Source organism: Planotetraspora sp. GP83 (assembly GCF_041262585.1).
GTDB lineage: Bacteria > Actinomycetota > Actinomycetes > Streptosporangiales > Streptosporangiaceae > JAOEGB01.
Genome location: NZ_JBGCBZ010000004.1, coordinates 109,557 through 135,936, shown reverse-complemented (window position 1 = coordinate 135,936; position 26,380 = coordinate 109,557). Strand labels below are relative to the sequence as shown.

Genomic DNA, 26,380 nt, shown 5'->3' with positions numbered 1-26,380 from the left:
ACGGTGAATGCGGGAACACGTGCATGATCACGCTGGGTTAGGAGCGGGTGATCGTCACGTCGTCGATCGCCGCCTCGATCAGGCTGGCGCCGGCCGCGTCCGCCGCGTCGACGACGATGCGCACGGTCTGCCCGGCCTGGCCGGAGATGTTGGCGGTCGCCGTGGCCCACGAGGCGGCCCGGTTCCTGGCCGCGCCCGTCTGGTTGAGCACGGTCGCCGTTGTGGTGCCGACCACGCGGACCCGGAGATAGTCGGCGCTCGTGGCGTTGTTCAGGTGCGCGAGATACCAGCTGAAGCGCAGCGTGAGCGTGCCGGACGACGGCAGCGTGATGGCGGGGGACCGGATCGAGGTCACGCCGCCGTCGACGTCGTACGCGCCCGCGCTGCTCCCGGCGAGCCGGCCGGTGACCAGGTCGTGGGTGCCGCTGACGGTCGTGCCGAGCTGGGTCGCCGTCCCGCCGGAGCCGGCGGCCTCAGGGTCGCCGAGCTCCCACCTGCCCAGCGTGGCGGTGTCGGTGCCCGAGGGGTTGGCCGTCCAGCCGGTGGCGGTCTCGAACCTGTCCGAGAACACCGTGCCCGTGGTCGGGGACGGGGTCGGGGTCACGGTTGGGGTCACGGTTGGGGTCACGGTTGGGGTCGGCGTGGGTGTGGGCGTGGGCGTCGGGGTGGGGGTCACGGTCGGCGTGGGAGTAGGTGTCGGGGTCGGTGTGGGTGTGGGTGTGGGCGTCGAGGTGCCCGCGGTGTAGAGCAGCAGGTTGGGGGAGCCGGTCCCCGGGCTCTTGACGCCCCCCCGGGTGGCGCCGGCCGTGAGGGCCGAGGAGACCTGTGCGGGGCTGAGGGAGGGGTTGGCCGCGAGGATGAGCGCGGCGGCGCCCACCACGTGCGGGGTCGCCATGGACGTGCCGCTGATCGTCTTCGTCGCGGCGGCGCCCGTGAACCAGTCCGAGGTGATGGAGACCCCCGGCGCGAAGAGGTCGAGACAGTTTCCGTAGTTGGACCACGACGCCCTGGTGTCGTCGTTGGCCGTCGCGCCGACGGTGATGGCGGCGGGGACGCGGGCGGGGGAGCTGCCGCAGGCGTCGGCGCCCTCGTTTCCTCCGGCGATGCCGTACGTGACGCCTGACGCGATGGAGTTGGCCACGGCCTTGTCGAGTGCGCTGCTGACGCCGCCGCCCAGGCTCATGTTGGCGACGGCCGGTTTGACGGCGTTGGCCGTCACCCAGTCGACGCCGGAGATGACGCCTGAGGTGGTGCCGCTGCCCGCGCAGTCGAGCACTCGGACGGCGACGAGCTTGACGCCCTTGGCGACCCCGTAGGTCGCGCCGCCGACCGTGCCGGCCACGTGGGTGCCGTGCCCGTTGCAGTCGCTCGCGTCGGAGTCGTTGTCGACGAAGTCGTGCCCGCTGGACGCCCGGCCGCCGAAGTCGCCGTGGGTGGTGAGCACGCCGGTGTCGATGATGTAGGCGTGCACGTTCGCGGCGGTGGTCGTGTAGGTGTACGTGCCGCTGAGCGGCAGGGCGGCCTGATCGATGCGGTCCAGGCCCCAGGTCGCGCCCTGCTGGGTGTCGCTTGTCGTGACCTTCTGGTCCTGCTCGACGTAGGCGACGTCCGCGTTGGCCGCGAGCTTCTTGGCGTCGGTCTCGTCCATGCTGACCGAGAAGCCCTTCACCGCCCGGGTGAAGACGTGCCCGACCGAGCCGTCGTGGCGGGCCGCCAGGTTCCTCGCCGAGGCGGGCACGCCCCGCTCGCGGACGGCGGCGTTGTCCTTCAGGACGACGATGTACTCGCCGGGGATCCTGTCGGGGGAGTCCGCCTTCCGGATGGTGCCGACGGGGTCGTCGGCCGCCGCGGCGGGTGTGCCGGCGAGCAGCGTCGCGGCAGCGGCTCCCGCGGCTGTCAGCCTCAGGAGCAGGGGCACCGTCTTCATGCTGGGGGTCCTCCAGTCGGGGGGACGTTCGGGGGGAACGGTGGACACGGGGCAACTTATGCTGATTGACCCGGCCTCAGTCGCCGATGTTGCGAAATTTGTTGATATGGCGGGCGCGAAGAGAGCGCTCCGCCGGACCGCCCGGCAGCGTTTCCGGCGTGTTTGTCGTGAAGTCAGAGGAACAGGGGTACGGTTCACTCCCCGCAGCCGGAACGCTGGGCCGGGAACCGCCGGGGGAGGAGGACGGATGACCCGCTACGACGAGCACGACCAGGCACGATGGGTGCCCGAGCCCCCGGGGAACCCCGAGCGGAGCGCGTTCGAGCGGGACCGGGCGCGGGTGCTGCACAGCGCCTCGCTGCGGAGGCTCGCGGCCAAGACCCAGGTGGTCACCCCGGCGGATTACTACAGCATGCACAGCCCCCGCACCCGGCTGACGCACTCGCTGGAATGCGCCCAGATCGGCCGGGAGATGGGCAAGGTCCTCGGCCGCGATCCCGACCTGGTCGAGACGGCCTGCCTCGCCCACGACCTCGGCCATCCGCCCTTCGGCCACAACGGGGAGGTCGCGCTCGACGAGATGGCCGCCCGATGCGGCGGCTTCCAGGGCAACGCCCAGAACCTGCGGCTGCTGACCCGCCTGGAGGCCAAGGTCATGACCGAGGACGGCCGCAGCGCCGGGCTCAACCTGACCCGGGCGACGCTGGACGCGGTCTGCAAGTATCCCTGGACCAGCCATGCCTCCCAGGTGCCGGGAGTCCCGCACGGCCGCGAGGGCCGGCCGTACTGCGTCTATCCGGACGATCTCCCCGTCTTCCAGTGGATCCGCGAGGGGACGCCCGGCTACACGATCAGCTTCGAGGCGCAGATCATGGACTGGGCCGACGACGTGGCCTATTCGGTCCACGACCTGGAGGACGCGCTGACCTCCGGCCACGTCACGGCCGAGGCGCTGCGCGACCCCGACGAGCGGCTGGCGGTCTGCCGCCTGACCCGCGAGTGGTACGCCCCCGAGGCCGACCTGAACGAGCTGGCCGAGATCTTCGGCCGGTTGGTGGCCGAGCCGCTCTGGCCGGGCCGGTTCGACGCCGGGCTGGTGGACCTCGCCGCGCTCAAACGCCTCACCAGCGCGCTCATCGGCCGATTCTGCAGGTCCGCGCAGGAGGCCACCCGCGAGGTGTACGGCTGTCGCGTCGTTCCGGCCGGGGGAGCCATCTCGGGACGCCACTCGATGGACCTCGTCGTGCCGAGGACCACGCGGCTGGAGTGCGCGCTGCTGAAGGGCGTCACCGCTTACTACGTCATGTCCCGCGCCGACCACCACGCCACCCAGGCGAGGCAGCGCGAGCTGATCGCCGAGTTGGGCTCGCTGATCATGCTGGGCGCCCCGGCGACGCTGGAGCCCGCCCTGCGTCCCATGTTCGAGAACGCCTCCGGCGACGCCGAGCGGCTGCGCGTGGTCGTGGACCAGATCGCGTCGCTCACCGACGCGTCCGCGATGGCCTGGCATCGCCGCCTCTCGGCCCGCGGCTGACGACAGGCGCCCGTTTTAAGGGAAACACGGTCCGGCTCATCCGCGCCGGGGGTCCTGCGTTACGGTCGGCACCGAAGGAGGACCCAATGTCGACATACGTGATCATCGGTGCGAGCCTGGCGGGGGCGAAGGCGGCTGAGACCCTGCGCGAGGAGGGCTTCAGCGGGAGGATCGTGCTCATCGGTGCCGAGCGCGAGCGTCCCTACGAGCGTCCGCCGCTCTCCAAGGGCTACCTGCAGGGCGCGACGGACCTGGAGAAGGTCTACGTGCACGAGTCCGGCTGGTACGCCGCCCACGACGTCGACCTCCGGCTGGGGATCACCGCCACGGGCATCGACCCCCAGGGTCACCTCGTCCACCTCGACTCGGGGGAGAGCCAGCCGTACGACAAGCTCCTGATCGCGACCGGCGCGACCCCCCGGCCGCTCGCGGTGGACGGCGGCGACCTGGAGGGGGTCCACTACCTGAGGACGGTCGCGGACAGCAAGGCGCTGCGGGAGGCCTTCGCGAGCGGGGGCCGCGTGGTGGTCGTCGGGGCCGGATGGATCGGGCTGGAGACGGCCGCCGCCGCCCGCCAGGCCGGCTGCGAGGTGACCGTGGTGGCCCCGGGCCCGGCCCCGCTCCACCGGGCGCTCGGGACGGAGGTCGGCGAGATCTTCGCCGCCGTCCACCGGGCGCATGGCGTCGAGTTCCGGCTCGGGGCCTCGGTGAGCGCCCTGCGGGAGACGTCCGGCGTGCGCGAGGTCGTCACCACGGCGGGCGAGGTGCTGCCCGCCGATCACGTCGTCGCCGGCATCGGCGCGACGCCCAACGTCGAGCTCGGCCGGAGCGCGGGGCTGGAGGTCGCGGAGGGCATCGTCGTGGACGCGTCGCTGCGCACGTCCGACCCCGACATCTACGCGGCCGGGGACGTCGCGGAGGCGGCCAATCCGCTCCTCGGCCGCCGGATCAGGGTGGAGCACTGGGCCAACGCGCTGAACGGCGGACCGGCCGCGGCGCGGGCGATGCTGGGCCAGGAGGTCGTCTACGACCGCGTGCCGTACTTCTACACCGACCAGTTCGATCTCGGCATGGAGTTCTCCGGCGACCTCGCCGGGCACGACGAGGTCGTCTTCCGGGGCGACCCGGCGCTCAGGGACGGTGCGACGCCCGAGTTCCTCGTCTTCTGGGTGACGAAGGACGGGCGCGTGCTCGCGGGCATGAACGTCAACGTGTGGGACGTGACGGACGACATCCAGGCCCTCGTCCGGGCCGGGCAGGCGGGCAGGGCCGTTGACCTCGGCCGCCTGGCCGACCCGGAGATCCCTCTCTCCGGCCTCCTGGGGTAGGAGGGATTCAGTTCAAGGGGATCACCACGCGGGTGTCGTCGGTGTCGTCCTTCGGCGGCTTGGTCTCCTTGGCCGGGACCGGGGACTTCGACGTGCAGAGCTGGACGCAGCGCGGGAGCGCGCCGACGTGCCTGCGCATGGCGAGCGTGGCCTTGCGCGGCGACAGCGTCGCGTTCCCGTCGTACCACGCGTCGAGGTACGGCCAGGGCTCGACCATGCCCCGGCGGACCCACCAGTACTGGGACGGCGTGGGCCACGAGACGGCGAAGTAGAGGTTGCTCGCCATGTCGCGCGCGTTGCCGGAGTTGCCTATCCGGCCGAGCTGCTGCCCGGCCTTGACGTGGGTTCCGGCCCGTACGGCCGGCTCGACCGAGTCGAGGTGGCCGCCCAGGTAGAGCACGCCGTCCTCGCCCAGGACGGAGACGAACCGGCCCTCCCTGTCCGCCCCGCGGTCGGTGGAGGGCTTCCAGAGGTTCTTGACGTTGACCTCGTGGACCACGCCGTCGACGGGGGAGACGAACGCGCAGCCCTTGCCCGCCCAGATCGTGGTCTTCGGCAGGACCAGCAGCTTGCGGGAGTACGACGCCCTGCAGCCCTTGACCGGGAACCTGTAGGTGAAGCGCGACAGCGTGGGCGGCGGAAGCCGTACGGGAGCGTCGCCGGGTGGCGGGGCAACCGCCACCATGTGGGACGGGTCGGCGGCGGCTGTGGCGGCGCCACCCCCGCTCGTCACGGGCTGCGCCGGCGGCAGCGTGCTCACGCCGGCCACTCCGGCCGGCGCGCTGCACGCCGCGGCCAGGCACGCGGCGCTCGTGAGGGCGGCCAGTCTTCGCATGATCTCCACCTGGTTGACGTTACCGAACCTCTCCTTTGTAACGGACCTTCGCATTTGTCACGACCCGGATCGGCAAAGTCCCTGTGGGGCGGGCGCAGCCCGAGGTGTCGTGGGCAGGCTCTAAACTCGCGAGCGTGGCAGGGCGGATGAGTGGCCGGATCAGTGACGAGGACATCGCGCTCGTGCGGGAGCGCTCGGCGATCGCCGACGTCGTCGGCGAGCACATCCAGCTGCGCAACGCCGGCGGGGGAAACCTCAAGGGCCTGTGCCCGTTCCACGACGAGAAGTCGCCGTCGTTCAACGTCACGCCGGCCCGGGGGTACTACTACTGCTTCGGCTGCGCCGAGGGCGGCGACGTCATCACGTTCGTCCGCAAGATCGAGAACCTCTCGTTCTCCGAGGCCGTGGAGCGGCTGGCGCAGCGGGCCGGCATCCAGCTCCGCTACGAGCAGGGCGGCTACGTGCCGGGCCGCGAGCAGGGGGAGCGGCTCCGGCTCATCGAGGCCCACCGGGCGGCCGCCGAGTTCTACGCCGCTCAGCTCTCCACCCCGGACGCGGCGCCCGGCAGGCGCTTCCTGTCCGAGCGAGGCTTCGAGCGGGTGGACGCCGAGCGGTTCGGCGTCGGCTACGCCCCCGCGGAGTGGGAGGCGCTGTCGCGGCACCTGATGGCCCGAGGCTTCACCTCGCAGGAGCTCATCAAGGGCGGCCTCGCGCGGGAGGGCCGGCGTGGGCCGATCGACCGGTTCCGCGGCCGCCTGGTCTGGCCGATCCGGGACATCACCGGTGACGTGATCGGGTTCGGCGCGCGCAAGCTGCTCGACTCCGACGACGGCCCCAAATACCTGAACACGCCGGACAGCCCGATCTACCACAAGAGCTCGGTCCTGTACGGCGTGGACCTGGCCAAGCGGGAGATCGCCAAGCGGTCCCAGGCGGTCATCGTCGAGGGGTACACCGACGTGATGGCCTGCCACCTGGCCGGGGTGCCGACGGCGGTGGCCACCTGCGGCACGTCGTTCGGCGAGGAGCACATCAAGGTCCTGCGGCGGCTGCTGCTCGACCAGGCCGAGTTCCGCGGCGAGGTGATCTTCACCTTCGACGGCGACTCGGCGGGGCAGAAGGCCGCCCTGCGGGCGTTCCAGGACGAGCAGAAGTTCGTCACCCAGACCTATGTCGCCGTCCAGCCCGACGGCCTCGACCCGTGCGACCTGCGGGTCAAGCACGGCGACGCCGCCGTCCGGGACCTCGTCGCCAGCCGGGAGCCGCTGTACGCGTTCGCGATCCGGAGCATCCTGTCGCGCTACGACCTGAACACCAACGAGGGCCGCCTCGGCGCGCTCGACGCGGTCGCCCCGGTCGTCGCCGGCATCAAGGATCCGGGGCTGCGCAAGACCTACGTGGTCGATCTCGACCGCTGGCTCGGCTTCATGGACGAGGGCTTCGTCATCCAGCGGATCCAGCAGGTCATCGGCCAGCCCCTCCAGCGCGGGCAGGGGCAGCAGGGCCGGGGGCGGGCGGCCGTCCAGCGGCGGGAGGAGCCCGTCGACCCCGCCGTGCGACTGGAGGCGGAGGCGCTCAAACTCGCCGTGCAGCGTCCGGCGCTGCTCGGCCCCGAGTTCGACGCCCTCGGCCCGGGGGCCTTCACGCTGCCCGAGCACGTCGCGCTTTACGGGCTCGTGATGGCCGCCGGGGGCACAGCCTCCGGGGGACCGGGCGGCCGCGAGTGGGTGGACCGGCTGCTAAACCAGACCGGGATCTCGTCGGCCTCGTCCGACGCGTCCGCCGCCGAGCCGGGGGCCGATCTGCGGTCGCTCGTCACGCGCTTCGCCGTCGAGGCGCTCCGCGCCGACGTCACCGGCGAGGAGCGGTACGGCACGGCGGTGCTGGCCAAGCTCCAGGAAGTCGCGGTGGGCCGGGCCATCACCCAGGTCAAGTCACGCCTGCAGCGGCTCAACCCGGTCGAGGAGCAGCAGGAGTACAACCGGCTCTTCGGGGAACTGGTCGCCCTCGAACAGCAGCGACGCGTGTTGAGAGAGCGAGCCACCGGGGCCTGAATAAACTCCCCTTTCCAGATCTCCCAACGGCCAAACATATGTTGTGATCTCAATTCGGTATTGACTTCTGCCTTACCTTGGGTGACAAAAATAGGCCTGCCATTTACTGGTCCCTATACCGCAGACTGTGTTCCGTGGGTGCATCGGTGCTGCCAAGCAGGCCGCCATCGGTAGATCAGGTGGCGGACCTCGTCGCGAAGGGAAGGGAACGCGGGAGCGTCACGGTTGACGACGTGGCCGCCGCGCTCGACCGATCCGAGCTACCCGCCGACGCGCTGGAACGCGTCGTGCGGATGCTCGCCGAGAACGGGGTTGAGGTCCTCGAGCCGCAAGGCGACGAGGAGCCCAGCAAGCCCGACGAGGAGGACGTAGGCAAACGCGCGCCAACGAGTGACCTGGTCAGGATCTATCTCCGAGAGATCGGCCGGGTCCCGCTGCTGACCGCCGAGGAGGAGGTCGAGCTCGCCAAGGCCATCGAGGCCGGCCTGTTCGCCGAGGACAAGCTCTGCGAGAGCGCCGCCGTCAGGCTCGCCCGGCCGGAGCTCGAGGACCTCGTCTGGGAGGGCGTCCGGGCCAAGCAGCGGCTCATCGAGGCGAACCTGCGGCTCGTGGTCTCCATCGCCAAGCGATACGTCGGGCGCGGAATGCTCTTCCTGGACCTCATCCAGGAGGGCAACCTCGGCCTGATCCGGGCCGTCGAGAAATTCGACTACACCAAGGGCTATAAGTTCTCGACCTACGCGACCTGGTGGATTCGCCAGGCGATCACCCGGGCCATCGCCGACCAGGCGCGGACCATTCGCATTCCAGTTCACATGGTCGAGACGATCAACAAATTGGTCCGCGTGCAGCGGCAGCTCCACCAGGACCTCGGCCGCGAGCCCGCGCCCGAGGAGATCGCCGCGGAGATGGACCTGCCCATCGACCGCGTCGTGGAAATCCAGCGGATCGCCCAGGAGCCGGTCTCGCTCCAGTCGCCGATCGGCGAGGAGGACTCCGACCTCGGGGACTTCATCGAGGACGCCGACGCCGTGGTGCCGATCGAGGCCGCCGCGTTCATCATGCTGCAGGACCAGCTCGACGACATCCTCGCGACGCTGTCCGAGCGTGAGCAGCGGATCATCCAGCTCCGGTTCGGCCTGGCCGACGGCCACCCCCGCACACTGGAGGAGGTCGGCCGCGAGTTCGGCGTGACCCGCGAGAGGATCCGGCAGATCGAGTCCAAGACGCTCGCCAAACTCCGCCACCCCACCCGGGCCCAGATGCTCCGGGACTACCTGGACTGAGGTCGTGAGCTAACGAAGCCAGTGACCTGTGCCATCGGCGGGTCACTGGCTTTCGCCTTGCCGGCCGTACATCTGGAAGGGGGCAAGCCGGGCCCCGGCGGCCGGCATCGGGACGCCGGATAGCCTTCCGGTATCGATGGTCGCGCTCACTGGTGGTGCTCGTTGGCTGGTTCCAAGCTTTCCATCTTCGGCCGCTCCGGGGGGCTCTTCGGGTCACGGCGGCTGCCCGCCGAGGTCCGTACGGCTCTCGCGCTCGAACCGCGCGAGCGCGTGATCAGCCACGCCCACACGCCGGGCGGCGACTACCACGTCGCCACGACACAGGCGCTGCACCTGCCGGGGGGCATCCGGCTGCCGTGGCACCTCATGGACAAGGCCGTGTGGGACGAGAAGGGCGTGACGGTCACGATGACCGACGGCGCCGTCCACCGGGCGCTGCTGCCCGAGCCCGGTCTGCTGCCCGAGACGATCCGAGAGCGGGTCACCGCGTCGATCGTGGCGAGCAGGCACGTGCCGCTCGGTGCGCGCGGGGGAGTGCGGCTGGTAGCGCGCCGCGTCCCCGGCTACGACGCGCCGCGCTGGGAGTTCATCTTCGACCCCGGCCTGGACCCCGCCGACCCAGGCCTGCGCGCTCTCGCGGAGCAGGCCCTCGAAGAGGTACGGCGAAGCCTCGGCGTCTGAGGATGTCGGGGGCATGATCGTGCACTTCGCAGGTGCGGAGTAACGACGCCGCGCATGATCACGGATAGCGTCCGGGCAGCTCAGCGGTTGACAGTGGGAACGTGTGCATGATCACGACAGGTGTCGGCGCAGGTAGGCCGGGCGCGTGGGAAATCATGCATGATCACGAGGTTGGTGGACCAGAAAGCCCCCGGCGTGAGCCAGGGGCCTGCTGTGTCCTGTTGTGTCCTGCTGTGTGGGGGATCGTCAGGTGATCCGGTCGGCGTCGGAGGCCGGCCAGCCGGTGGCGGCGCCCACCTTCTCGGCCTGCCACGGCTCGTGCCTCTTCAGAAACGGCACCTTGCCGCCGAACTTGTCACCGGCGAGGTCCTTGGCCTTCTCCGCCACCTTCGAGGCCCGGGCCCCGACCAGCCCCGCCGCTTCCTGGACGGAAGGGCTGTCCGCCACTCGCTGTGCCATGCGCTTGATCTGCTCGTACCGCTCACGTCCGGCTCGGGTGCCCAAAACGTAGCCGACGGCCAGCCCGGCGGCGAACATCGCCTTGTACCGCATCTTCCACCTCCGCGCTCGTGTTCTCCGCCCTCCTACCCCGGAGGCCTGCATCTATCCAAGCCGAATGAACGTGACAGGCACCCCCCCGAGTGCGCTAATCTAGTTCCGCGCAGCAAGAACGGCCGCAAGACCGGATCGAGCAGCGCAAGCAGCAATCCCGTGTAGCTCAATCGGCAGAGCAGCCGGCTGTTAACCGGCAGGTTATAGGTTCGAGTCCTATCGCGGGAGCGTTGGCCCCGGTTGCTTGATGGTCTTCGACCATCCGCGCCGGGGCTTTTGTGTTTGTCTGGGGGGACGACCCCCCTGGAACCCCCCGGTGTCGCGGCTGCGCCGCGACGGCCCCGGTTGCTTGATGGTCTTCGACCATCCGCGCCGGGGCTTTTGTGTTTGTCTGGGGGGACGACCCCCTTGGAACCCCCCGGTGTCGCGGCTGCGCCGCGCGGGGTTGTGTGTTGCCTGGGGTTGATGTGCCGAGTTCGGACTCAGGTATGCGAATGTGGCGGACAAATCACGAGACTTCCCCGAAAATGTGAGTCGCCGCGGATCACAGACACGCAGTGGGGTGAGGGCCACTGCGGAGAGGGCGTCCCGCCACCCCCGGAAACAGGTGCGATGCCCGCGAGTGCGAAGTGTGTGGCGGTCGTGCTGAGGTGGTTCAGGTCCAACAAGTCCAAGAAGATCACGGAAGCCGAACAAGAACCCGGGCGTGAGGAGGGGGTCGACAGGGGCGAGGCGGAGGACTTCATCCGGCTCTACCACGCCGAGAACCCGTCCACGGGGTCGGTGAAGCCCAGGCTGCGCGAGGTCTTCGGAGAGATCTCGCAGACGGGAACGTATACGCACACGCCGGCAGAGCTGGCTTTCGGCGCGCGCGTCGCATGGCGGAACAGCAACAGATGCATCGGCCGCCTCTACTGGAAGTCGCTCCGGGTCCGGGACCGCCGGCACGTCGACACGGCGGACGGCATCGCCGAGGAATGCGCCGAGCATCTCCGGATCGCGACCAACAACGGGAAGATCCGGCCGACGATCACCGTGTTCGCGCCCGACACGCCCGGAGAGCGCGCGCCGACGATCTGGAACGACCAGCTCATCAGGTACGCCGCGTACCTGAACTCGGACGGGGGTGTCGTCGGCGACCCGGCCAACATCGAGGTGACGAGGACGGCCCACCGGCTCGGCTGGCGCGGCCACGGCACGCGGTTCGACGTGCTGCCCCTGATCATCGAGGCGAAGGGCGGGCTGACGGCGCACTTGGTGCCGCCCGAGCTGATCCTGGAGGTCCCGCTCCGGCATCCCGAGTTCCCGTGGTTCGCCGAGCTCGGCCTGAAATGGCATGCCGTACCGGCGATATCCAACATGTGCCTGGAGATCGGCGGGGTTCGCTACCCGTGCGCGCCGTTCAACGGCTGGTACATGGGCACCGAGATCGGCGCCCGCAACCTCGCCGACGTGGGCCGGTACGACCAGCTCCCGGTGGTCGCCGAGCGGCTCGGCCTGGACACCTCGCACGACCGGACGCTCTGGCGCGACCAGGCGCTGGTCGAGCTCAACATCGCCGTGCTGCACTCCTTCGCCGAGGACGGCGTGACGATCACCGACCATCACACCGAGGCCAAACGGTTCATCACCCATCTGGAGAAGGAGGAGCGCAACGGCCGGGTCTGCCCCGCGGACTGGTCGTGGATCGTCCCACCCCTCTCGGGCGCCGCCACGCCCGTCTTCCACCGCTACTACGACGACGTCCAGCTCACGCCCATGTTCACCCACCGGCCGCGGCCGTGATCCCCGTGGTTCCGCCGTCGCGCCCCTTGGTGTAGAACATAGTTCGGGTAGAGGAGGCCGAGATGGTGGTGCTGTCCGAGGACGACGGCGGCGTGCGGATCCTGACGTTCAACCGGCCCGAACGGCTGAACGCCTGGACCGACGAGATGGGCCGTCGCTACTTCGACCTGCTCGAAGAGGCCGAACAGGACCCGTCGGTCAGGGTCGTCGTCGTGACCGGCGCGGGCAAGGGCTTCTGCGCCGGAGCCGACTTCGAGACCCTGACCGCGATCCAGACCGGTGGCTACGCGGGCGAGCCGGACAAGCGGCCCAACACGTTCCCCATGACGATCCGCAAGCCCGTCATCGCCGCCGTGAACGGGGCCTGCGCCGGGCTCGGAGTGGTCCACGCCCTCGTGTGCGACCTCGTCTTCACGGCCGAGGACGCCAAGTGGACGACCGCGTTCTCCCGGCGGGGGCTCATCGCCGAGTACGGCCTGGCCTGGATCCTGCCCAAGCTGATCGGCCAGGCCAAAGCCATGGACCTGCTGCTGTCCGGCCGGGTCTTCACCGGCTCCGAGGCGTACGCCCTGGGACTGGCCGGCCGTGCCGTACCGGGGGACCGGCTCCTGGAGGAGACCCTGGCCTACGCGCGTGAGCTGGCCACGCACTGCTCTCCGACGTCGATGGCCGTCATCAAACGGCAGGTGTGGGGCGACTGGACCGCCACCCTGGACGAGTCGAGGGACGCGGCCGTGCGGCTGATGCTGGAGTCGTTCGTCCGGCCGGACTTCACCGAGGGTGTCGCCAGCTTCCTGGAGCGCCGCCCTCCGCGCTTCCCCCCGCTCAGCTGAGCCTGTGCGCTCCGGCCGCGCAGGTGGTGGACAGGAACGTCGGCGCGGCCCAGCCGCGCTCCTCGTAGGCCTCCAGGACCTTCGCCCGCACGCGGTCCACCCTGTCCTCGGCGACGAGCGTGATGGCGGAGCCGCCGAACCCGCCCCCCGTCATCCGGGCCCCTCGGGCGCCGCCCCTGATCGATGCCTCGACCGCCACGTCGAGCTCCGGGCACGAGACCTCGAACTGGTCGCGCAGCGAGATGTGGGAGGCGTTGAGGATCGCCCCGATCTCCTGTACGGCTCCCGCGCGCAGCAGCCCGATGAGCGCCTCGACGCGGTGGTTCTCGGTGACGACGTGCTGCGTCCGCTTCCGCTCGTTGCCGGTGAGCCTCTCCAGCGCGGCCGCGAGGTCGGTCACGTCCCGCAGAGCCGGGACGCCCAGGTGCTTGGCGGCGTTCTCGCAGTCCTGCCGGCGCTTGGCGTACTGCCCGTCCGCCAGCTCGTGCCGCACGCCCGTGTTGATGATGAGCAGCCGCAGCCCGTGCTTCTCCAGGTCGAGGGGGATGGCGCGGCTGGCCAGAGACCGGCAGTCGAGGAAGAGCGCGTGGCCCGCCCTGCTCAGCGCCGACGCCGCCTGGTCCATGATCCCGCACGGCATGCCGACGAAGTCGTTCTCCGCCCGCTGGCTGATCTTCGCCAACCGCATGGGCTCCAGGCCCAGCCCGTACAGGTCGTTGAGGGCGAGCGCGACGGACACCTCCAGCGCGGCGCTGGAGGAGAGCCCGGCGCCTTCGGGCACGTCGCCGTCGACGACGATGTCGGCGCCCCGGACGGGGAGACCGTCGCCGCGCATGACCCAGAAGACGCCCACGGGGTAGCGGACCCAGCCCTCGGCCTGATCGACATCCGCCATGACGTGCGGCTCGCCCGGCGCCTGGAGGGAGGCGATGCGGATGGTGTCGTCCTCGCGGGGGCTCACCGCCACCGTGACCCCGTAGGGGACGGCGAACGGCAGCACGAAACCGTCGTTGTAGTCGGTGTGCTCCCCGATCAGGTTGACCCTCCCGGGCGCGTGCCAGACCCCGGCGGGCTCGCCCCCGTACATCTCCCGGAAAGCATCAACAACCCGCATAATCCCACACTCCTGAACAGACGGCGGCCTTCCCGTAGGGTAGCGACTCACGACAGGGGTCAGGTACGTGAAGGAGCCCGCCTACGGCTCGGGCGTCCCGTCGGGTGAGACGCACGGTGACTTGGCGGCGAGATACAGCCGGCCCCCCTCCGGCCACATCAAGGCGAGGATGAACCCGTCCGGCCGGGATGGGCGATACGCCGCCTGGTTGTCACGTGATCGCCGCTAAACGGCCATTTCGCGGCTATTGCCCCAGTATGCCGTCTTAGAGCAGGGTGCTGAGGTGTTTGCTCGGGAATCGGATCCCGAGTTCTTATTGGGAGGTTTGGTGCGAGCTCTACGAGCGTTGTCGCCCGTTCTGGCGGCGGCCGCGCTGCTCACGTCGTTCACCGGATCGCCGGCGTCGGCTGACAGCGATCACGGGCACGGCGGGCACGACGGACCACGTGTGGTGGGTAAGTATCACCATCTGGTGGTCATCTATGAGGAGAACCACAGTTTCGACAACCTGTACGGCCACTGGGGCCGGGTCGACGGCCGCGGGATCGACGGCCTCGCCGGGCACTCGGCCCGCAACGCCACGCAGGTCGCCCAGGACGGCACGCCGTACGGCTGCCTGGCGCAGAACGATGTGAACCTGGCGACGCCGCCGCTCGCGGCCACCTGCCAGGACGCCGGCCACGGCGTCGCGGCCAGCCACTTCGCCAACCGGCCGTTCACCATCGACGACTACATCAAGCCGACGGACAAGACCTGCCCGCCGCCGGACGGGGGCGAGGAGACCGGTGTGCTGAAGGACAGCCCCGGGGCGCTGCCCGGCGGCTGCACGCGCGATCTCGTCCACCGCTTCTACCAGGAGCAGTACCAGATCGACCACGGCAAGCAGGACCGCTACGTGACCGGCAGCAACGCCGTGGGCCTCACGATGGGCGCCTACGACACCAAGAGCCTGCCGATCTGGAAGTACCTCCACGCGGCCGGCGCCCCGAACTACGTGATCGCGGACAGGTTCTTCCAGGGCTCCTTCGGCGGCTCCTTCCTCAACCACCAGTACCTCATCGCGGGGCGGGCGCCGATCGACACGGCCGCCGCTCCGGGCGGGGCGCAGGAGAGCCTGCACTCGGTGGTCGACGCCAACGGCTTCCCGAACGCGGGCTACCCGCTCTACAAGCCCACCGGGACGGTCAAGGACGCGCAGCTCACCCAGGCCTGCGGCCCGGCGGCGAACCCCGGCGTGGCCTGCGGCGACTACGCCGTCAACACCATCCAGCCGGCCAGCACCCCGCAGGGTGGCGGCGCTCGGCTCCCGCTGATCGATGACGCGAAATATCCCAACATCGGCGACCGGCTGACCGGCGCCGGCGTCGACTGGGCCTGGTACTCCGGAGGCTGGAAGGACGCCGAGGCCGGTCACCCGGGCCCGCTGTTCCAGTTCCACCACCAGCCGTTCAACTATTTCGCGGCGTACGCCCCGGGACAGCCCGGCCGTACGCACCTGAAGGACGAGACCGAGTTCCTCGACGCGGCCAAGAAGGGCACGCTGCCCACCGTCAGCTTCGTCAAGCCGTACGGCGCGGAGAACGAGCACCCCGGCTACGCCAGCGAGGCGGACGGCAGCGACCACCTTGTGGACCTGCTCAAGACCATCGAAAGCGGACCGCAGGCCGACGACACGCTGGTCGTGGTGACCTATGACGAGTTCGGTGGCACGTGGGACCACGTGTCCCCGCCCGGCAAGGGCAGCCGGACGAAGGGCGCCTTCGACCTGTTCGGCCCCGGCACCCGGATCCCCGCCCTGGTGGTCAGCCGCTCCCTGCCGCACTCGGGGGTGGACCACACCGTCTACGACACGACGTCGATCCTGGCCACCATCGAGCGCGGCCTCCACCTGGCCCCCGTCGGGACCCGTGACGGTCGCGTCAACGACCTCTCCGGCGTTCTCCACGCCGCCGGCGCCCACCACTGATCAAGCCCGGTTGATCACAGCCCGGTGCGTACGGTCCCCCGCTCTCACCCGGAGCGGGGGACCGGCTCGTCCACGCGGCGGAGCCGCCGGGCAGAATGCCGCGCATGGCGATTGTCAGTGACACGATCTTCGGTCCGGTGAAGCTGGAGAGGCACGGCGGCCTCCTCGTCACCGACGTGGACGGTGAAATCAGCTTCAAGGGTGTCGTGTTCGGCGGCTGGACGGCTTCGCTGGCCGTGCTCGCGGCCGCTGAGGGCCTGGACGGCGCCGTCCTCAGCGCCGCCCACGTGCTGTTCTCCGGTCCCGTACGGCCCGGCCGGATCGAGCTGCGGGTCGAGGACCTGCGGACGGGCGGCTCGCTGACGGCCCGCCGGGTGGCCGTCACGCAGGGCGGCGGGACGCTCGTCTCGCTTCAGGCGTGGTTCTGCCCGCCGGATCTGCTGGCGGAAGCCGTACCGGACGGGAGACCACAGGCGTCGCCGCCACCGCCGCCCGAGGACTGTCCGTCGCTCGAGTGGTTCTGGACGGACGTGCCGTTCCTGCGGCACATCGACGAGCGAGGCATCGACTACCCGGCCTCGGTGGAGACGTTTCGGGACGGGCCGCCGCGCGTCGAGCTGTGGGCCAGGCCCGCGGACCGGGAGGCGCGGCTGAGCCCGCTGGCGCGGCAGCTGTTCGATCTCGTGCTGTTCGACGCGCACCTGCTCGACTCCGCCTATCGGGCGACGGACCTGACCGCAATGCACATTCTCTCGCTCGACCTCTGCGTCACCTGGGCCGCCGTCCCACCCATCGGCTGGACGCGTCTCACGGCCGACGCGATCACGGGCCCCGCCATCATGGCGACCACCGGCACCGCCCGCGACGAGCACGGCACCGCGTACGCCGTCGCCACCAGCCAGGGACGGGTGCGAGGGAGTGTCTGAAGGCCGCCCGTTCCACATTCTGAGAACCGTCAGAGGAAGGAAGCCGGGAAACCGTCCGGCTGTGGCCTGACAGTGGCTCCCGGAAGGGATGTGACCAGGCTCACGGAGATGGCGTTGGCCGTCCGCCTGACCATGTCCACGATCTCCGCCGAAGGCGCGGTGGGGGAGGGGCCCGCCACGCCCACCGCCATCGAGATCCTGCCGTCGGGGCCGAAGACGGGAGCGGCGGCGCAGACGACGCCCTCGGCGAACTCCTCCCGCGAGTAGGCCACCCCCTGGCGGCGCACCGCGCCCAGCTCCCGGTCGAGGGCCGCCCACCCGGCGAGGGTGCGCCGGGTCATCCTGCGCAGGGCCCCGTGCTCGGACAACGCGTGCTCGGAGAACGCGTGCTCGCGGAACGCCGCGTTGAGCTCGTTGTCGAACGCGAGCAGCACCTTGCCGGTCGCGGTGCAGTGCAGGGGCGCGCGGTCGACCTCGTCGGACGGCGAGCTCACGCGGCTGTGCCCGTAGACCCGCTCGACGTAGGCCACCTCAAGGCCGCGCGGAACGGCCAGGTTCACCGTCTGGCGGGTCAGCTCGTATAAGCGGATCAGGTGCGGCAGGACGAGGCGCCGGGCGCCGGGAACCATGCGCGACCCCGGGCCCGCCAAGGTGGCCAGCTGGCCGCCGATGGCGTAGTCGACGCCGATCCGCTGGGCGAACCCACGCCTGCACAGCACGCCGAGCAGTCGGTAGACCGTCGTCTTCGGCAGCCCGGTGGTCCTGGACAGCTCCGCCAGACTCACCGGCTCCCGGGCCGCGCTCAGCGAGGTGAGGATCGTAATCGCCTTCTCCAGGCTGCTGGGCGGGTGGGCGGGCGCCAGACGTCGTGACGGGGATGGTTCCTCGGGGGCCTCGGGGGCGGCGTTTCGCGGCATTCGTGTCCTGTGCGGCTAGCTGGGGGTGAGAAGGCGCGCCCTTCCTACGGACTCGCAGGGCATGACTACCCAAAGCGATGCCCCGTCACACTCTGCCGTCGGTGGCGTGCGACCTGGTGCGACCCGCGCCGCCGTTCCGCTCTTCGGAATGGGATCTACTGCTTTCGGTAACCGATCAATAGCGTTCCGCTCATCACAGCGTGTCGGAGAGGGGCGGGCGATGACCGTGGAGACCGAGCAGGCGTCGATCATGCAGACCTCCAAGCGGATAAGGGCGCTGATCGACGACCGGCTCGCCGCCTTCCTCGACGAGCACGCCGCGCCCGTCGCCGACCCCGAGGTGGCCACGGCCTACCGGTTCCTGCGCCACTTCATCCTCGGCGGTGGCAAGAGGATCCGGCCCCTCCTGTGTTACTGGGGCTGGCGGGGAGCGGGCGGTGCGGACTGCGACCAGATCATCTCGGCGGGCTCCGCTCTCGAGCTCTGCCACGCGGGACTGCTGATCCACGACGACATCATGGACAGCAGCGACCTGCGCCGCGGCCATCCGACCATGCACCGCCGGCTGGCCGGCCTGCACCGGGGGCCCGCGGCCCGCTCATTCGGGCGGGCAGCGGCCATCCTGCTGGGCGCGCTCACCCTGACCTGGTCCGACGAGCTGCTGTCGAGCAGTGAGGTCGAGCCGGCCCGGCTGCGGGCCGCCCGGGCCCTGTTCGACCGCCTGCGGACCGAGGTGATCACCGGTCAGTATCTCGACATCCTCGCCCAGGTCCGCGACCTGTCCACCGTCGATCAGGCGCTCATGGTGGTCCGGTTCAAAACGGCCAAGTACACGGTCGAGCGCCCCTTGCAGATCGGCGGTGCGCTGGCGGGCGCGGACCAGGCCCTCCTCGACCTCTACTCCGAGCTCGGCGTCCCGCTGGGCGAGGCGTTCCAGCTCCGCGACGACATCCTCGGCATGTTCGGCGACCCGGGTGAGACCGGGAAGTCGGTGCTCGACGACCTGAGGGAGGGCAAGCACACGATCCTCATCGCCCATGCCCTCCAGCACGCCTCCCGGGCCGAGGCCCTCCACTTGAGGACCTGGCACGGCAACGAGGACCTGACCGAGCAGCGGGCGGCCGAGCTGCGGCAGATCGTCGTCGCCACCGGAGCCCTGTCCCACGTCGAGGCCATGATCGGCGAACGTGCCCGCCACGCGCTCGACGTCCTCCGCACCGCCCCGATCGACCTCGAGGCCAGAAGCGGCCTGGAGGTTCTGGCCGACAGCCTCATCAACCGCACCCGCTGAACCGCATCCACTGAACGGCACCCCGCTGGACCGCATCCACTGAACGGCACCCCGCTGGACCGCACCCGCTGAACCCACCCGCCAACCGGCATCCGTTCACCGCACCCCCCGTTCATCGCACCCCATGACCGGTAGTTCACGTTGACACAGAACAGGTGGTTCCCGTCATGACGGAATCTGCTCCCTCGAACGGCCAGTCGCAGCTCAGCCTCGGTACGGCTGCCGCGCGGAACCTGGCGACCACGACCAAGTCCGCGCCGCAGATGCAGGAGATCACCTCGCGGCACCTGCTGCGGATACTCCCCTGGGTTCAGGTGCTCGGCGGGACGTACCGGGTGAACCGCCGGCTCAGCTACGGCGTGGGGGACGGGCGGATCACGTTCGTCTCGACCGGCGCGGACGTCCGCGTCATCCCGGCCGAGCTGTGCGAGATCGCGGCCCTGCGCCACTTCGACGACAGCGACGTGCTGGCGGCCCTCGCCGGACGGTTCGCCCAGCGGGAGTTCGAGCCGGGGGAGGCCCTGGTGTCCTCCGGCACGCCGAGGGACCAGGTGGTCCTCATCGCCCACGGCAAGGTCGACAAGCTGGGAGTCGGAGCGTACGGCAATGAAACGACGCTGGGAGTGCTGGCCGACGGCGACCACTTCGGCGAGCAGATCCTGACCGAGGACTCCGGCTCGTGGGACTTCACGGCGAGGGCCCTCACCCACTGCACGGCGCTGTTCCTCTCACGGGAGGCGTTCCAGGAGGTCGCCGCCCTGTCGGCGGAGCTCCGGACGCATCTGGAAGGGCAGAGGGCCGGCGCGAACCGGGCGGCGAACGCCCATGGCGAGGCGGCGATCGAGCTGGCCGCGGGGCATGTCGGCGAGGTGACGCTGCCGGGCACGTTCGTGGACTACGAGCTGGAGCCCCGGGAGTACGAGCTGAGCGTGGCGCAGACGATCCTGCGGATCCACACGCGAGTGGCCGACCTCTACAACGAGCCGATGAACCAGACCGAGCAGCAGCTCAGGCTCACGATCGAGGCGCTGCGCGAGCGGCAGGAGCACGAGCTGGTCAACAACCGCGACTTCGGCCTGCTGTACAACGCCGACCTCGGGCAGCGGATCCACACCCGCACCGGGCCGCCCACCCCCGACGACATGGACGCCCTGCTCGCCAAGGTGTGGAAGGACCCCGGCTTCATCCTGGCGCATCCGCGGGCGATCGCCGCCTTCGCGCGGGAGTGCAACAGCAGAGGCATCTACCCGCAGAGCGCCGAGCTGCACGGCAACCGCGTCCCGGCCTGGCGGGGCGTGCCGATTCTGCCGTGCAACAAGATCCCGGTCAGCGAGACCGGGCTGAGCTCGATCATGGTGATGCGGATGGGCGAGGCCGATCAGGGGGTGATCGGCCTGCACCGCACCGGTCTGCCCGACGAGTACCAGCCCGGCCTGTCGGTCCGGTTCATGGGGATCAGCGACAAGGCGATCATCTCCTACCTCGTGACCACGTACTACTCCGCCGCAGTCCTCGTCCCCGACGCGCTCGGCATCCTCGAGAGCGTCGAGGTCGGCTAGCGACGATGGGGACCGATTCCTCGGGACAGCCGTTCACGCTGCCGGACTTCTACGTGCCGTATCCGGCCAGGCTCAACCCCCACCTGGAGACGGCCCGCGCGCACACCAGCGCCTGGGCGTACGACATGGGCATGCTCGACCCCGCGCTCGGCGTCTGGGACCAGCGGCAGCTCGACGCGATGGACTACGGGCTGATGTGCGCCTACACTCACCCCGACGCCTCCGCCGCCGAGCTGGATCTCATCACCGACTGGTACGTGTGGGTGTTCTTCTTCGACGACCACTTCCTGGAGGTCTTCAAGCGCAGCGGGGACATCGCCGGCGCGAAGGAGTACCTCGACAGGCTCCCGGCCTTCATGCCCGTCACCGCGACAGAGGACACGCCGGAGCCGGTCAACCCGGTCGAGCGGGGCCTGGCCGACCTGTGGGGCCGGACGGTGCCGGACATGTCCATGGACTGGCGGGTCAGGTTCGTGGAGAGCACCAAGAACCTGCTCGACGAGTCCCTCTGGGAGCTGTCCAACATCAACGCGGGCCGGGTGGCCAACCCGCTGGAGTACGTCGAGATGCGGCGGCGGGTCGGCGGGGCGCCCTGGTCCGCCAACCTGGTCGAGCACGCCGCCGGGGCCGAGATCCCCGCCCGGATCGCCGGAACCCGGCCGATGCACGTGCTGCGGGACACCTTCGCCGACGCGGTGCACCTGCGCAACGACCTGTTCTCCTACCAGCGGGAGGTCGAGGAGGAGGGCGAGCTCAGCAACGGCGTCCTGGTGTTCGAGCGGTTCCTCGGCTACGACACCCAGCGGGCCGCGGACGCCGTCAACGATCTCCTCACCTCCCGGCTCCACCAGTTCGAGAACACGGCCCTGACCGAGCTGCCCCCGCTCTTCGAGGAGCACGGGCTGGACTCCCGGGAGCGCCTGGCCGTACTGGCCTATGTGAAGGGCCTGCAGGACTGGCAGTCCGGCGGGCACGAGTGGCACATGCGGTCAAGCCGCTACATGAACGGCGGCTCCAGCGAGCGTGCCGGGTCCGCGCTCGGCGGGCCGAGAGGGCTCGGCACCGAGTCCGCGCAGATCGGGCTCATCGCCGGTCTGCTCGGGCCGGGAGGCGTCCGGAGCCACGCCAACGTCCGCTACCGGCACGCCGGGCCGCTGCCGCGGCCCGAGTTCTCCATGCCGCATGCCGTACGGCTCAGCCCGCACCTGGACACCGCGCGGCGGGAGAGCCTGGAATGGTCCGGGCTGATGGGCTTCTACGACCCGCTGCCGGAGCTCGCCGGGTCGCCCCTGTGGACCGCTCGGAAGACCGAGGGCTACGACTTCGCCCTGTGCTCGGCGGGGATCGATCCGGACGCGGCGGCCCACGAGCTGACGCTGTCGGCCGAGTGGCTCACCTGGGGGACCTACGGCGACGACTACTTCCCGGCGGTCTTCGGCCCCACGGGCGACATGGCGGGGGCGAAGGCCCTCAACGAGCGGCTGTCGGCCTTCATGCCGATCGACCTCTCACCAGAGGGGCAGGGCGCCACCCCGGCGCCGGCGAACCCGGCGGAGCGCGGCCTGGGCGACCTGTGGGTCCGCACGGCGACCTCCATGACGGTGGACGGCCGGCGGCTGTTCCGCTCGGCCGTCGAGAGCATGACCGAGAGCTGGCTGTGGGAGCTGGCCAACCACACCCAGAACCGCGTCCCCGATCCGGTCGACTACATGGAGATGCGCCGGAGGACCTTCGGCGCGGACCTCACCAAGGCGCTGGCCCGGCTGGGGGATGGGCGGGTCGTCCCTCCGGAGGTCTACCGAACCCGCACGATGCTCGGGCTGGAGAACTCGACCGCCGACTACGCCGGCCTGCTGAACGACGTCTTCTCCTACCAGAAGGAGATCGAGTTCGAGGGTGAGCTGCACAACTGCGTCCTGGTCGTGCAGAGCTTCTTCAACTGCGACGCCGAGCGGGCCACAGGCATCGTCGCCGACCTGATGGACTCGCGGATGCGGCAGTTCGAGCACCTGGCCGCCGTCGAACTGCCGGTCCTCTTCGACGACTTCGGCCTGGACGCCGAGGCCAGGCGGGCGCTCACCGCCTACGTCGAGGAGCTGCGCGACTGGATGGCGGCGATCCTCCTGTGGCATCAGCGGACGCGCCGCTATGTCGAGTCGGAGCTGGAGCGGCCACCGGCGTTGGCGCGGCCGTTCGGCGGCCCCACGGGCCTCGGCACCTCGGCCGCGCGGATCGCCGCGCTGCTCGGCGTTCGTGGTGGCGTTCGTGGTGACGCGAGGTGACGGCCTTCGACGCCGGGGACTCCCGGGCACAGGGCCTGCCAGCCGTACAGAACCTGAGCCTCGGCACGGCGGCGGCGCGCAATCTGGCGACCACGGCGAAGTCGTTGCCGCAGATGCGGGAGATCACCTCACGCCACCTGCTGCGGGTGCTGCCCTGGGTCGAGGTGACCGGCGGCACCTACCGGCTCAACCGGCGGCTGAACTACCGCTCCGGGTGGGGGCTCCGGCGAGCCGAGGCCGGCGCTCCCGCGCCTCAGAACAAGTACGGCGAGGCGGCGATCGAGCTGGCCGCGGGGCATGTCGGCGAGGTGACGCTGCCGGGCACGTTCGTGGACTACGAGCTGGAGCCCCGGGAGTACGAGCTGAGCGTGGCGCAGACGATCCTGCGCGTACACACGCGGGTCGGCGACGTGTACAGCGAGCCGATGGACCAGACCGAGCAGCAGCTCAGGCTCACGATCGAGGCGCTGCGGGAGCGGCAGGAGCACGAGCTGGTCAACAACCGCGACTTCGGCCTGCTGCACAACGCCGACCCGCGGCAGCGCATCCGCAGCAGAACCGGCTGGCCCACCCCCGACGACCTCGACGAGCTGCTCTGCCGGCGGAGGAAGTCCCATTGCTTCGTGGCGCACCCGCGGGCGATCGCCGCCTTCGCCCGGCAGTGCAACCGGCGGGGCATCTACCCCGACACCGTCGAAGCCGGGGGATCGAGGGTCACCGCCTGGCGCGGCGTGCCGATTCTGCCGTGCGACAAGATCCCGATCAGCGGGCAGGGCCTCAGCTCGGTCATCGTCATGCGGATCGGAGAGGAGGACCAGGGCGTCATCGGGCTGCGGCGCACCGGCCTGCCCGACGAGTGTCAGCCCGGCCTTTCGGTCCGCCTGACGGGCGTGGACGACAAGGCGATCGCGTCCTACCTCCTCACCACGTACTACTCCGCGGCCGTCCTCGTCCCCGACGCCCTCGGCATTCTGGAAGCCGTCGACGTGACCTGAGTGTGCGGGTTCCTCCGTGGCCGGCCGCGGAAACGGCGGACGCCGGGGTGGCGTGGGGGCGGCGGAGGCTGGGGTGACCTGGAGCGGCGGAGGCACTGATTACGTTTCTCCCGGTCAGCTTAGCCGTCCAGGAATCCGTGCATGATCACGGCCAAGGGGGGTCGGCGTGCGGGGCTGAATGATCATGGATTACGGGACAATTCTCGGGTGACCGACACCCCCCATTCCGTCGTTCGTCTCCGGATCGCCACCCCTTCGCTGCGCTTCTTCGCCGCTGTGGTCGACAGCCTCGTGCTCGCTCTGGTCGCCTGGGGGACGGACAACGCGGCGGAGATCTTCACCCGGTCGTGGGACGAGATGATCGCGCCGGTTCCGGATTTCCTGTATTTCTGGCTGCTTCACGCCCGCTACGGCCAGACGTTCGGCAAGTGGCTCTTCGGCATCAAGGTGGTCTCCGTGCACACCGCCGTGCCGCCGTCGGTTCGCTCCTCCGCCATCCGGGCCGGATTCTTCGTGGGGGTCCCGCTGATCCCCCTTGTGGGCGGGTTCATCGGCGTGCTGAATCTGCTGCACATGTTCGGTGACGGGCGGCGCCAGTGCTATCACGACCGCTTCGCGGACACGGTCGTCGTCATCGTGCCGGCCCAGTCCCCGGCCGCGCCGCGGCCCTCCGATCGGTCCGAGCTCACGGCCGCCTGACCTCGTCGGGGGCGACGGCCCGGGCGAGAATGAAGAGTGGGCCGCTGGGTGTTGCACGTCGATCTCGACCAGTTCGTCGCCGCCGTCGAGCTGCTGCGCCGTCCGGAGCTGCGGGGGCTCCCGGTCGTCGTCGGTGGTGACGGTGATCCCACCAAGCGCGGCGTGGTCAGCACGGCCTCCTACGAGGCCAGGGCGTATGGCGTGCACTCCGGCCTTCCGCTGCGCACGGCGGCCCGGCGATGCCCGGACGCGGTGTTCCTGCCGGTCGATCGGGAGACTTACGAAGCGGCTTCGTCGGAGGTGATGGCCGCGCTGCGGGAGCTCGACGCCGTGCTGGAAGTGATCGGCTGGGACGAGGCATTCCTCGCGGTCGACACTGAGGACCCGGAAGAGATGGCGCACCTCGTCCGCCGCCGCGTGCGCGAGTCGACCGACCTCGAATGCACCGTCGGCATCGGCCGCAACAAGCTCCAGGCCAAGCTCGCGACCGGCTTCGGCAAGCCCGGCGGGGTCTTCCGGCTGACCGGTGAGACGTGGTTCGAGGTGCTCGGCGACCGGCCGGCCGACGCGTTGTGGGGCATCGGGCCCAAGACCGCCAAGCGGCTCGCCGCGGTGGGCCTCACCACGGTGGCGGAGCTCGCGGCCGCCGATCCAGCCGCCCTCGCCGCGCACTTCGGCCCGGCGATCGGGCCGTGGCTGGTCCGCCTCGCCCACGGCCGGGACGACTCGCCCGTGACGGCCACGCCGTACCTCGCGCGGTCGCGCAGCCGGGAGACCACGTATCAGCACGACCTCGGCGACTGGGAGGAGGTGCGGCGTGAGGTCGCCCACCTGGCGCGGCGGGTTGCCGAGGACGTCGCCGCCGAGCGGCGGCCCGCGACGCGGGTCGTGGTGAAGGTGCGCTACGCCCCCTTCGTCACCCACACCCACGGCCACGCGCTCCCGGCGCCGACCGCCGACGTCACTGAGATCGAGCGGGCCGCCCTGGCCGCCCTCGACGAGTTCACCGAACGGCGGCCCGTACGGCTGCTCGGCGTCCGGGCCGAGCTCCCCCGGGAGCTGTGAGGCCGCCCTACAGGTCGATTCGGCCCGGCGAGGATCTACGCGGGAGCGTGGAATGGGTGCCGGGCTGACTCTCACGGTTTCAGGGCCGCGGCAGTGGACCGGTCGGCCGCGAGGTGGAGCGCGAGGCCGGCGAGCACCGTGCCCATCACGTAGCGCTGGGCGCTCAACCACCTCGGCCGCCGCGCGAGGAAGGCGGCGACGGTGCCCGCGGTGAGCACGATCAGCGCGTTGACGGTCAGCGCGATGCAGATCTGGGTGAGCCCGAGCATGAGGCTCTGCAGGGCGACCTGGCCGCGCGCCGGATCGACGAACTGCGGAAGCAGCGACACGTACAGGATCGCGATCTTCGGGTTGAGCAGGTTGGTGATCAGCCCCATGGTGAACAGCTTGCGCGGCGGATCGACCGTCAGCTCCTTGGGAGCGAAGGCGGACACGCCGCCGGGCCGTACCGCCTGCCACGCCAGCCAGAGCAGGTACGCCGCGCCGGCGAGCTTGATCACCGTGTACACCGCGGGCACGAGGGCGAAGACGGTCACGATGCCCGCCGCCACGGCGGTGAGGTACACGAAGAACCCGGTCGCCACGCCCATCAGCGAGATCAGTCCCGCGCGCCGTCCCTGCGTGATCGACCGGGAGACCAGATAGATCATGTTCGGTCCTGGCGTCAGGACGAGTCCGAGGGCCACCAGCCCGATACCGACGAGAGCGTCGATGCTCACCATGTCGCCCGTGTCCCCCGAATCCTTGGAAA

At 70.4% G+C, this 26,380-nt stretch carries 21 protein-coding genes and 1 tRNA gene; 16 read left to right on the top strand and 6 right to left on the bottom strand.

Translation table 11 applies throughout. The features are described from left to right. Window positions 1-37: 37 nt before the first annotated feature. Window positions 38-1,927 (bottom strand): S8 family peptidase, encoded by a 1,890-nt coding sequence (locus ABH927_RS07290; protein WP_370019253.1) that lies wholly within the window; start codon window positions 1,925-1,927, stop codon window positions 38-40. Window positions 1,928-2,174: 247 nt separating this feature from the next. On the opposite strand from ABH927_RS07290, the gene ABH927_RS07285 reads away from it, so the two are divergent. Further along, window positions 2,175-3,461, top strand: coding sequence for a deoxyguanosinetriphosphate triphosphohydrolase (locus tag ABH927_RS07285; protein ID WP_370019251.1), 1,287 nt, complete (start codon window positions 2,175-2,177; stop codon window positions 3,459-3,461). Window positions 3,462-3,547: 86 nt separating this feature from the next. Continuing rightward, entirely contained in the window at window positions 3,548-4,789 is a 1,242-nt protein-coding gene (locus ABH927_RS07280) for an NAD(P)/FAD-dependent oxidoreductase (protein WP_370019249.1), read from the top strand. A gap of 7 nt (window positions 4,790-4,796) precedes the next feature. Here the strand turns inward: ABH927_RS07280 and ABH927_RS07275 are convergent, their stop codons facing one another. Then, window positions 4,797-5,624: a M23 family metallopeptidase gene (locus tag ABH927_RS07275; RefSeq protein ID WP_370019247.1), complete on the bottom strand. Its 828-nt coding sequence runs from the start codon at window positions 5,622-5,624 to the stop codon at window positions 4,797-4,799. Between the two features lie 146 nt (window positions 5,625-5,770). On the opposite strand from ABH927_RS07275, the gene dnaG reads away from it, so the two are divergent. From dnaG to ABH927_RS07260, 3 genes are all read left to right on the top strand, one after another. Next, a complete protein-coding gene (gene dnaG, locus ABH927_RS07270) occupies window positions 5,771-7,678 on the top strand; it encodes a DNA primase (protein ID WP_370019678.1) in 1,908 nt (635 codons plus the stop codon). A 179-nt stretch (window positions 7,679-7,857) separates the two neighbouring features. Continuing rightward, window positions 7,858-8,964 carry an RNA polymerase sigma factor RpoD gene (gene rpoD, locus ABH927_RS07265; RefSeq protein ID WP_370019245.1) on the top strand — a complete coding sequence of 369 codons (1,107 nt, stop codon included), beginning with the start codon at window positions 7,858-7,860 and terminating at the stop codon, window positions 8,962-8,964. A gap of 162 nt (window positions 8,965-9,126) precedes the next feature. Beyond that, complete coding sequence (locus tag ABH927_RS07260; RefSeq protein ID WP_370019244.1) at window positions 9,127-9,645, top strand: hypothetical protein; 519 nt, start codon at window positions 9,127-9,129, stop codon at window positions 9,643-9,645. A gap of 246 nt (window positions 9,646-9,891) precedes the next feature. Here the strand turns inward: ABH927_RS07260 and ABH927_RS07255 are convergent, their stop codons facing one another. After that, a complete protein-coding gene (locus ABH927_RS07255; protein ID WP_370019242.1) occupies window positions 9,892-10,197 on the bottom strand; it encodes a YtxH domain-containing protein in 306 nt (101 codons plus the stop codon). A 155-nt stretch (window positions 10,198-10,352) separates the two neighbouring features. Between ABH927_RS07255 and ABH927_RS07250 the strand changes: the two genes are divergently transcribed. The 3 genes from ABH927_RS07250 (at window position 10,353) to ABH927_RS07240 (ending at window position 12,815) form a co-directional block, all read left to right on the top strand. Further along, window positions 10,353-10,425, top strand: a tRNA-Asn gene (locus tag ABH927_RS07250). Between the two features lie 384 nt (window positions 10,426-10,809). Next, complete coding sequence (locus ABH927_RS07245; RefSeq protein ID WP_370019240.1) at window positions 10,810-11,982, top strand: nitric oxide synthase oxygenase; 1,173 nt, start codon at window positions 10,810-10,812, stop codon at window positions 11,980-11,982. Window positions 11,983-12,044: 62 nt separating this feature from the next. Next, complete coding sequence (locus ABH927_RS07240; RefSeq protein ID WP_370019239.1) at window positions 12,045-12,815, top strand: enoyl-CoA hydratase-related protein; 771 nt, start codon at window positions 12,045-12,047, stop codon at window positions 12,813-12,815. Here the strand turns inward: ABH927_RS07240 and galK are convergent. After that, complete coding sequence (gene galK / locus ABH927_RS07235; protein ID WP_370019238.1) at window positions 12,808-13,929, bottom strand: galactokinase; 1,122 nt, start codon at window positions 13,927-13,929, stop codon at window positions 12,808-12,810. The two genes, ABH927_RS07240 and galK, sit on opposite strands and share 8 nt — an antisense overlap. A gap of 328 nt (window positions 13,930-14,257) precedes the next feature. On the opposite strand from galK, the gene ABH927_RS07230 reads away from it, so the two are divergent. Further along, entirely contained in the window at window positions 14,258-15,895 is a 1,638-nt protein-coding gene (locus ABH927_RS07230; RefSeq protein ID WP_370019236.1) for an alkaline phosphatase family protein, read from the top strand. A gap of 104 nt (window positions 15,896-15,999) precedes the next feature. Continuing rightward, complete coding sequence (locus ABH927_RS07225; RefSeq protein WP_370019234.1) at window positions 16,000-16,821, top strand: thioesterase family protein; 822 nt, start codon at window positions 16,000-16,002, stop codon at window positions 16,819-16,821. 29 nt (window positions 16,822-16,850) lie between these two features. On the opposite strand, the gene ABH927_RS07220 is transcribed toward ABH927_RS07225, so the two are convergent. After that, window positions 16,851-17,738, bottom strand: a complete 888-nt coding sequence (locus ABH927_RS07220) for an IclR family transcriptional regulator (protein WP_370019233.1) — start codon at window positions 17,736-17,738, stop codon at window positions 16,851-16,853. Window positions 17,739-17,958: 220 nt separating this feature from the next. Between ABH927_RS07220 and ABH927_RS07215 the strand changes: the two genes are divergently transcribed. The 6 genes from ABH927_RS07215 (at window position 17,959) to ABH927_RS07190 (ending at window position 25,629) form a co-directional block, all read left to right on the top strand. After that, window positions 17,959-19,029 carry a polyprenyl synthetase family protein gene (locus ABH927_RS07215; protein WP_370019230.1) on the top strand — a complete coding sequence of 357 codons (1,071 nt, stop codon included), beginning with the start codon at window positions 17,959-17,961 and terminating at the stop codon, window positions 19,027-19,029. A 167-nt stretch (window positions 19,030-19,196) separates the two neighbouring features. Beyond that, a complete protein-coding gene (locus tag ABH927_RS07210) occupies window positions 19,197-20,588 on the top strand; it encodes a family 2B encapsulin nanocompartment shell protein (RefSeq protein ID WP_370019228.1) in 1,392 nt (463 codons plus the stop codon). A gap of 5 nt (window positions 20,589-20,593) precedes the next feature. Continuing rightward, complete coding sequence (locus tag ABH927_RS07205) at window positions 20,594-22,870, top strand: family 2 encapsulin nanocompartment cargo protein terpene cyclase (protein ID WP_370019226.1); 2,277 nt, start codon at window positions 20,594-20,596, stop codon at window positions 22,868-22,870. Then, on the top strand, window positions 22,867-23,865 hold the full coding sequence (locus ABH927_RS07200; RefSeq protein WP_370019224.1) for a family 2B encapsulin nanocompartment shell protein: 999 nt from the start codon (window positions 22,867-22,869) through the stop codon (window positions 23,863-23,865). The genes ABH927_RS07205 and ABH927_RS07200 overlap by 4 nt, the downstream gene beginning before the upstream one ends. 207 nt (window positions 23,866-24,072) lie before the next feature. Then, entirely contained in the window at window positions 24,073-24,564 is a 492-nt protein-coding gene (locus ABH927_RS07195; RefSeq protein ID WP_370019223.1) for an RDD family protein, read from the top strand. Between the two features lie 36 nt (window positions 24,565-24,600). Then, complete coding sequence (locus tag ABH927_RS07190; protein ID WP_370019221.1) at window positions 24,601-25,629, top strand: DNA polymerase IV; 1,029 nt, start codon at window positions 24,601-24,603, stop codon at window positions 25,627-25,629. A gap of 71 nt (window positions 25,630-25,700) precedes the next feature. On the opposite strand, the gene ABH927_RS07185 is transcribed toward ABH927_RS07190, so the two are convergent. Next, a complete protein-coding gene (locus ABH927_RS07185) occupies window positions 25,701-26,351 on the bottom strand; it encodes a LysE family translocator (RefSeq protein WP_370019220.1) in 651 nt (216 codons plus the stop codon). Window positions 26,352-26,380 lie beyond the last annotated feature (29 nt).

Bases quoted from the DNA above. Each gene is read 5' to 3' on its own strand.
- ABH927_RS07215 (WP_370019230.1), top strand. From the start codon at position 17,959: ATGACCGTGGAGACCGAGCAGGCGTCGATCATGCAGACCTCCAAGCGG.
- ABH927_RS07290 (WP_370019253.1), bottom strand. From the start codon at position 1,927: ATGAAGACGGTGCCCCTGCTCCTGAGGCTGACAGCCGCGGGAGCCGCT.
- ABH927_RS07220 (WP_370019233.1), bottom strand. From the start codon at position 17,738: ATGCCGCGAAACGCCGCCCCCGAGGCCCCCGAGGAACCATCCCCGTCA.
- ABH927_RS07205 (WP_370019226.1), top strand. From the start codon at position 20,594: ATGGGGACCGATTCCTCGGGACAGCCGTTCACGCTGCCGGACTTCTAC.
- ABH927_RS07245 (WP_370019240.1), top strand. From the start codon at position 10,810: ATGCCCGCGAGTGCGAAGTGTGTGGCGGTCGTGCTGAGGTGGTTCAGG.
- dnaG (WP_370019678.1), top strand. From the start codon at position 5,771: ATGAGTGGCCGGATCAGTGACGAGGACATCGCGCTCGTGCGGGAGCGC.
- ABH927_RS07225 (WP_370019234.1), top strand. From the start codon at position 16,000: ATGGCGATTGTCAGTGACACGATCTTCGGTCCGGTGAAGCTGGAGAGG.
- ABH927_RS07210 (WP_370019228.1), top strand. From the start codon at position 19,197: ATGACGGAATCTGCTCCCTCGAACGGCCAGTCGCAGCTCAGCCTCGGT.
- ABH927_RS07280 (WP_370019249.1), top strand. From the start codon at position 3,548: ATGTCGACATACGTGATCATCGGTGCGAGCCTGGCGGGGGCGAAGGCG.
- ABH927_RS07255 (WP_370019242.1), bottom strand. From the start codon at position 10,197: ATGCGGTACAAGGCGATGTTCGCCGCCGGGCTGGCCGTCGGCTACGTT.
- ABH927_RS07275 (WP_370019247.1), bottom strand. From the start codon at position 5,624: ATGCGAAGACTGGCCGCCCTCACGAGCGCCGCGTGCCTGGCCGCGGCG.
- ABH927_RS07240 (WP_370019239.1), top strand. From the start codon at position 12,045: ATGGTGGTGCTGTCCGAGGACGACGGCGGCGTGCGGATCCTGACGTTC.
- ABH927_RS07185 (WP_370019220.1), bottom strand. From the start codon at position 26,351: ATGGTGAGCATCGACGCTCTCGTCGGTATCGGGCTGGTGGCCCTCGGA.
- ABH927_RS07285 (WP_370019251.1), top strand. From the start codon at position 2,175: ATGACCCGCTACGACGAGCACGACCAGGCACGATGGGTGCCCGAGCCC.
- galK (WP_370019238.1), bottom strand. From the start codon at position 13,929: ATGCGGGTTGTTGATGCTTTCCGGGAGATGTACGGGGGCGAGCCCGCC.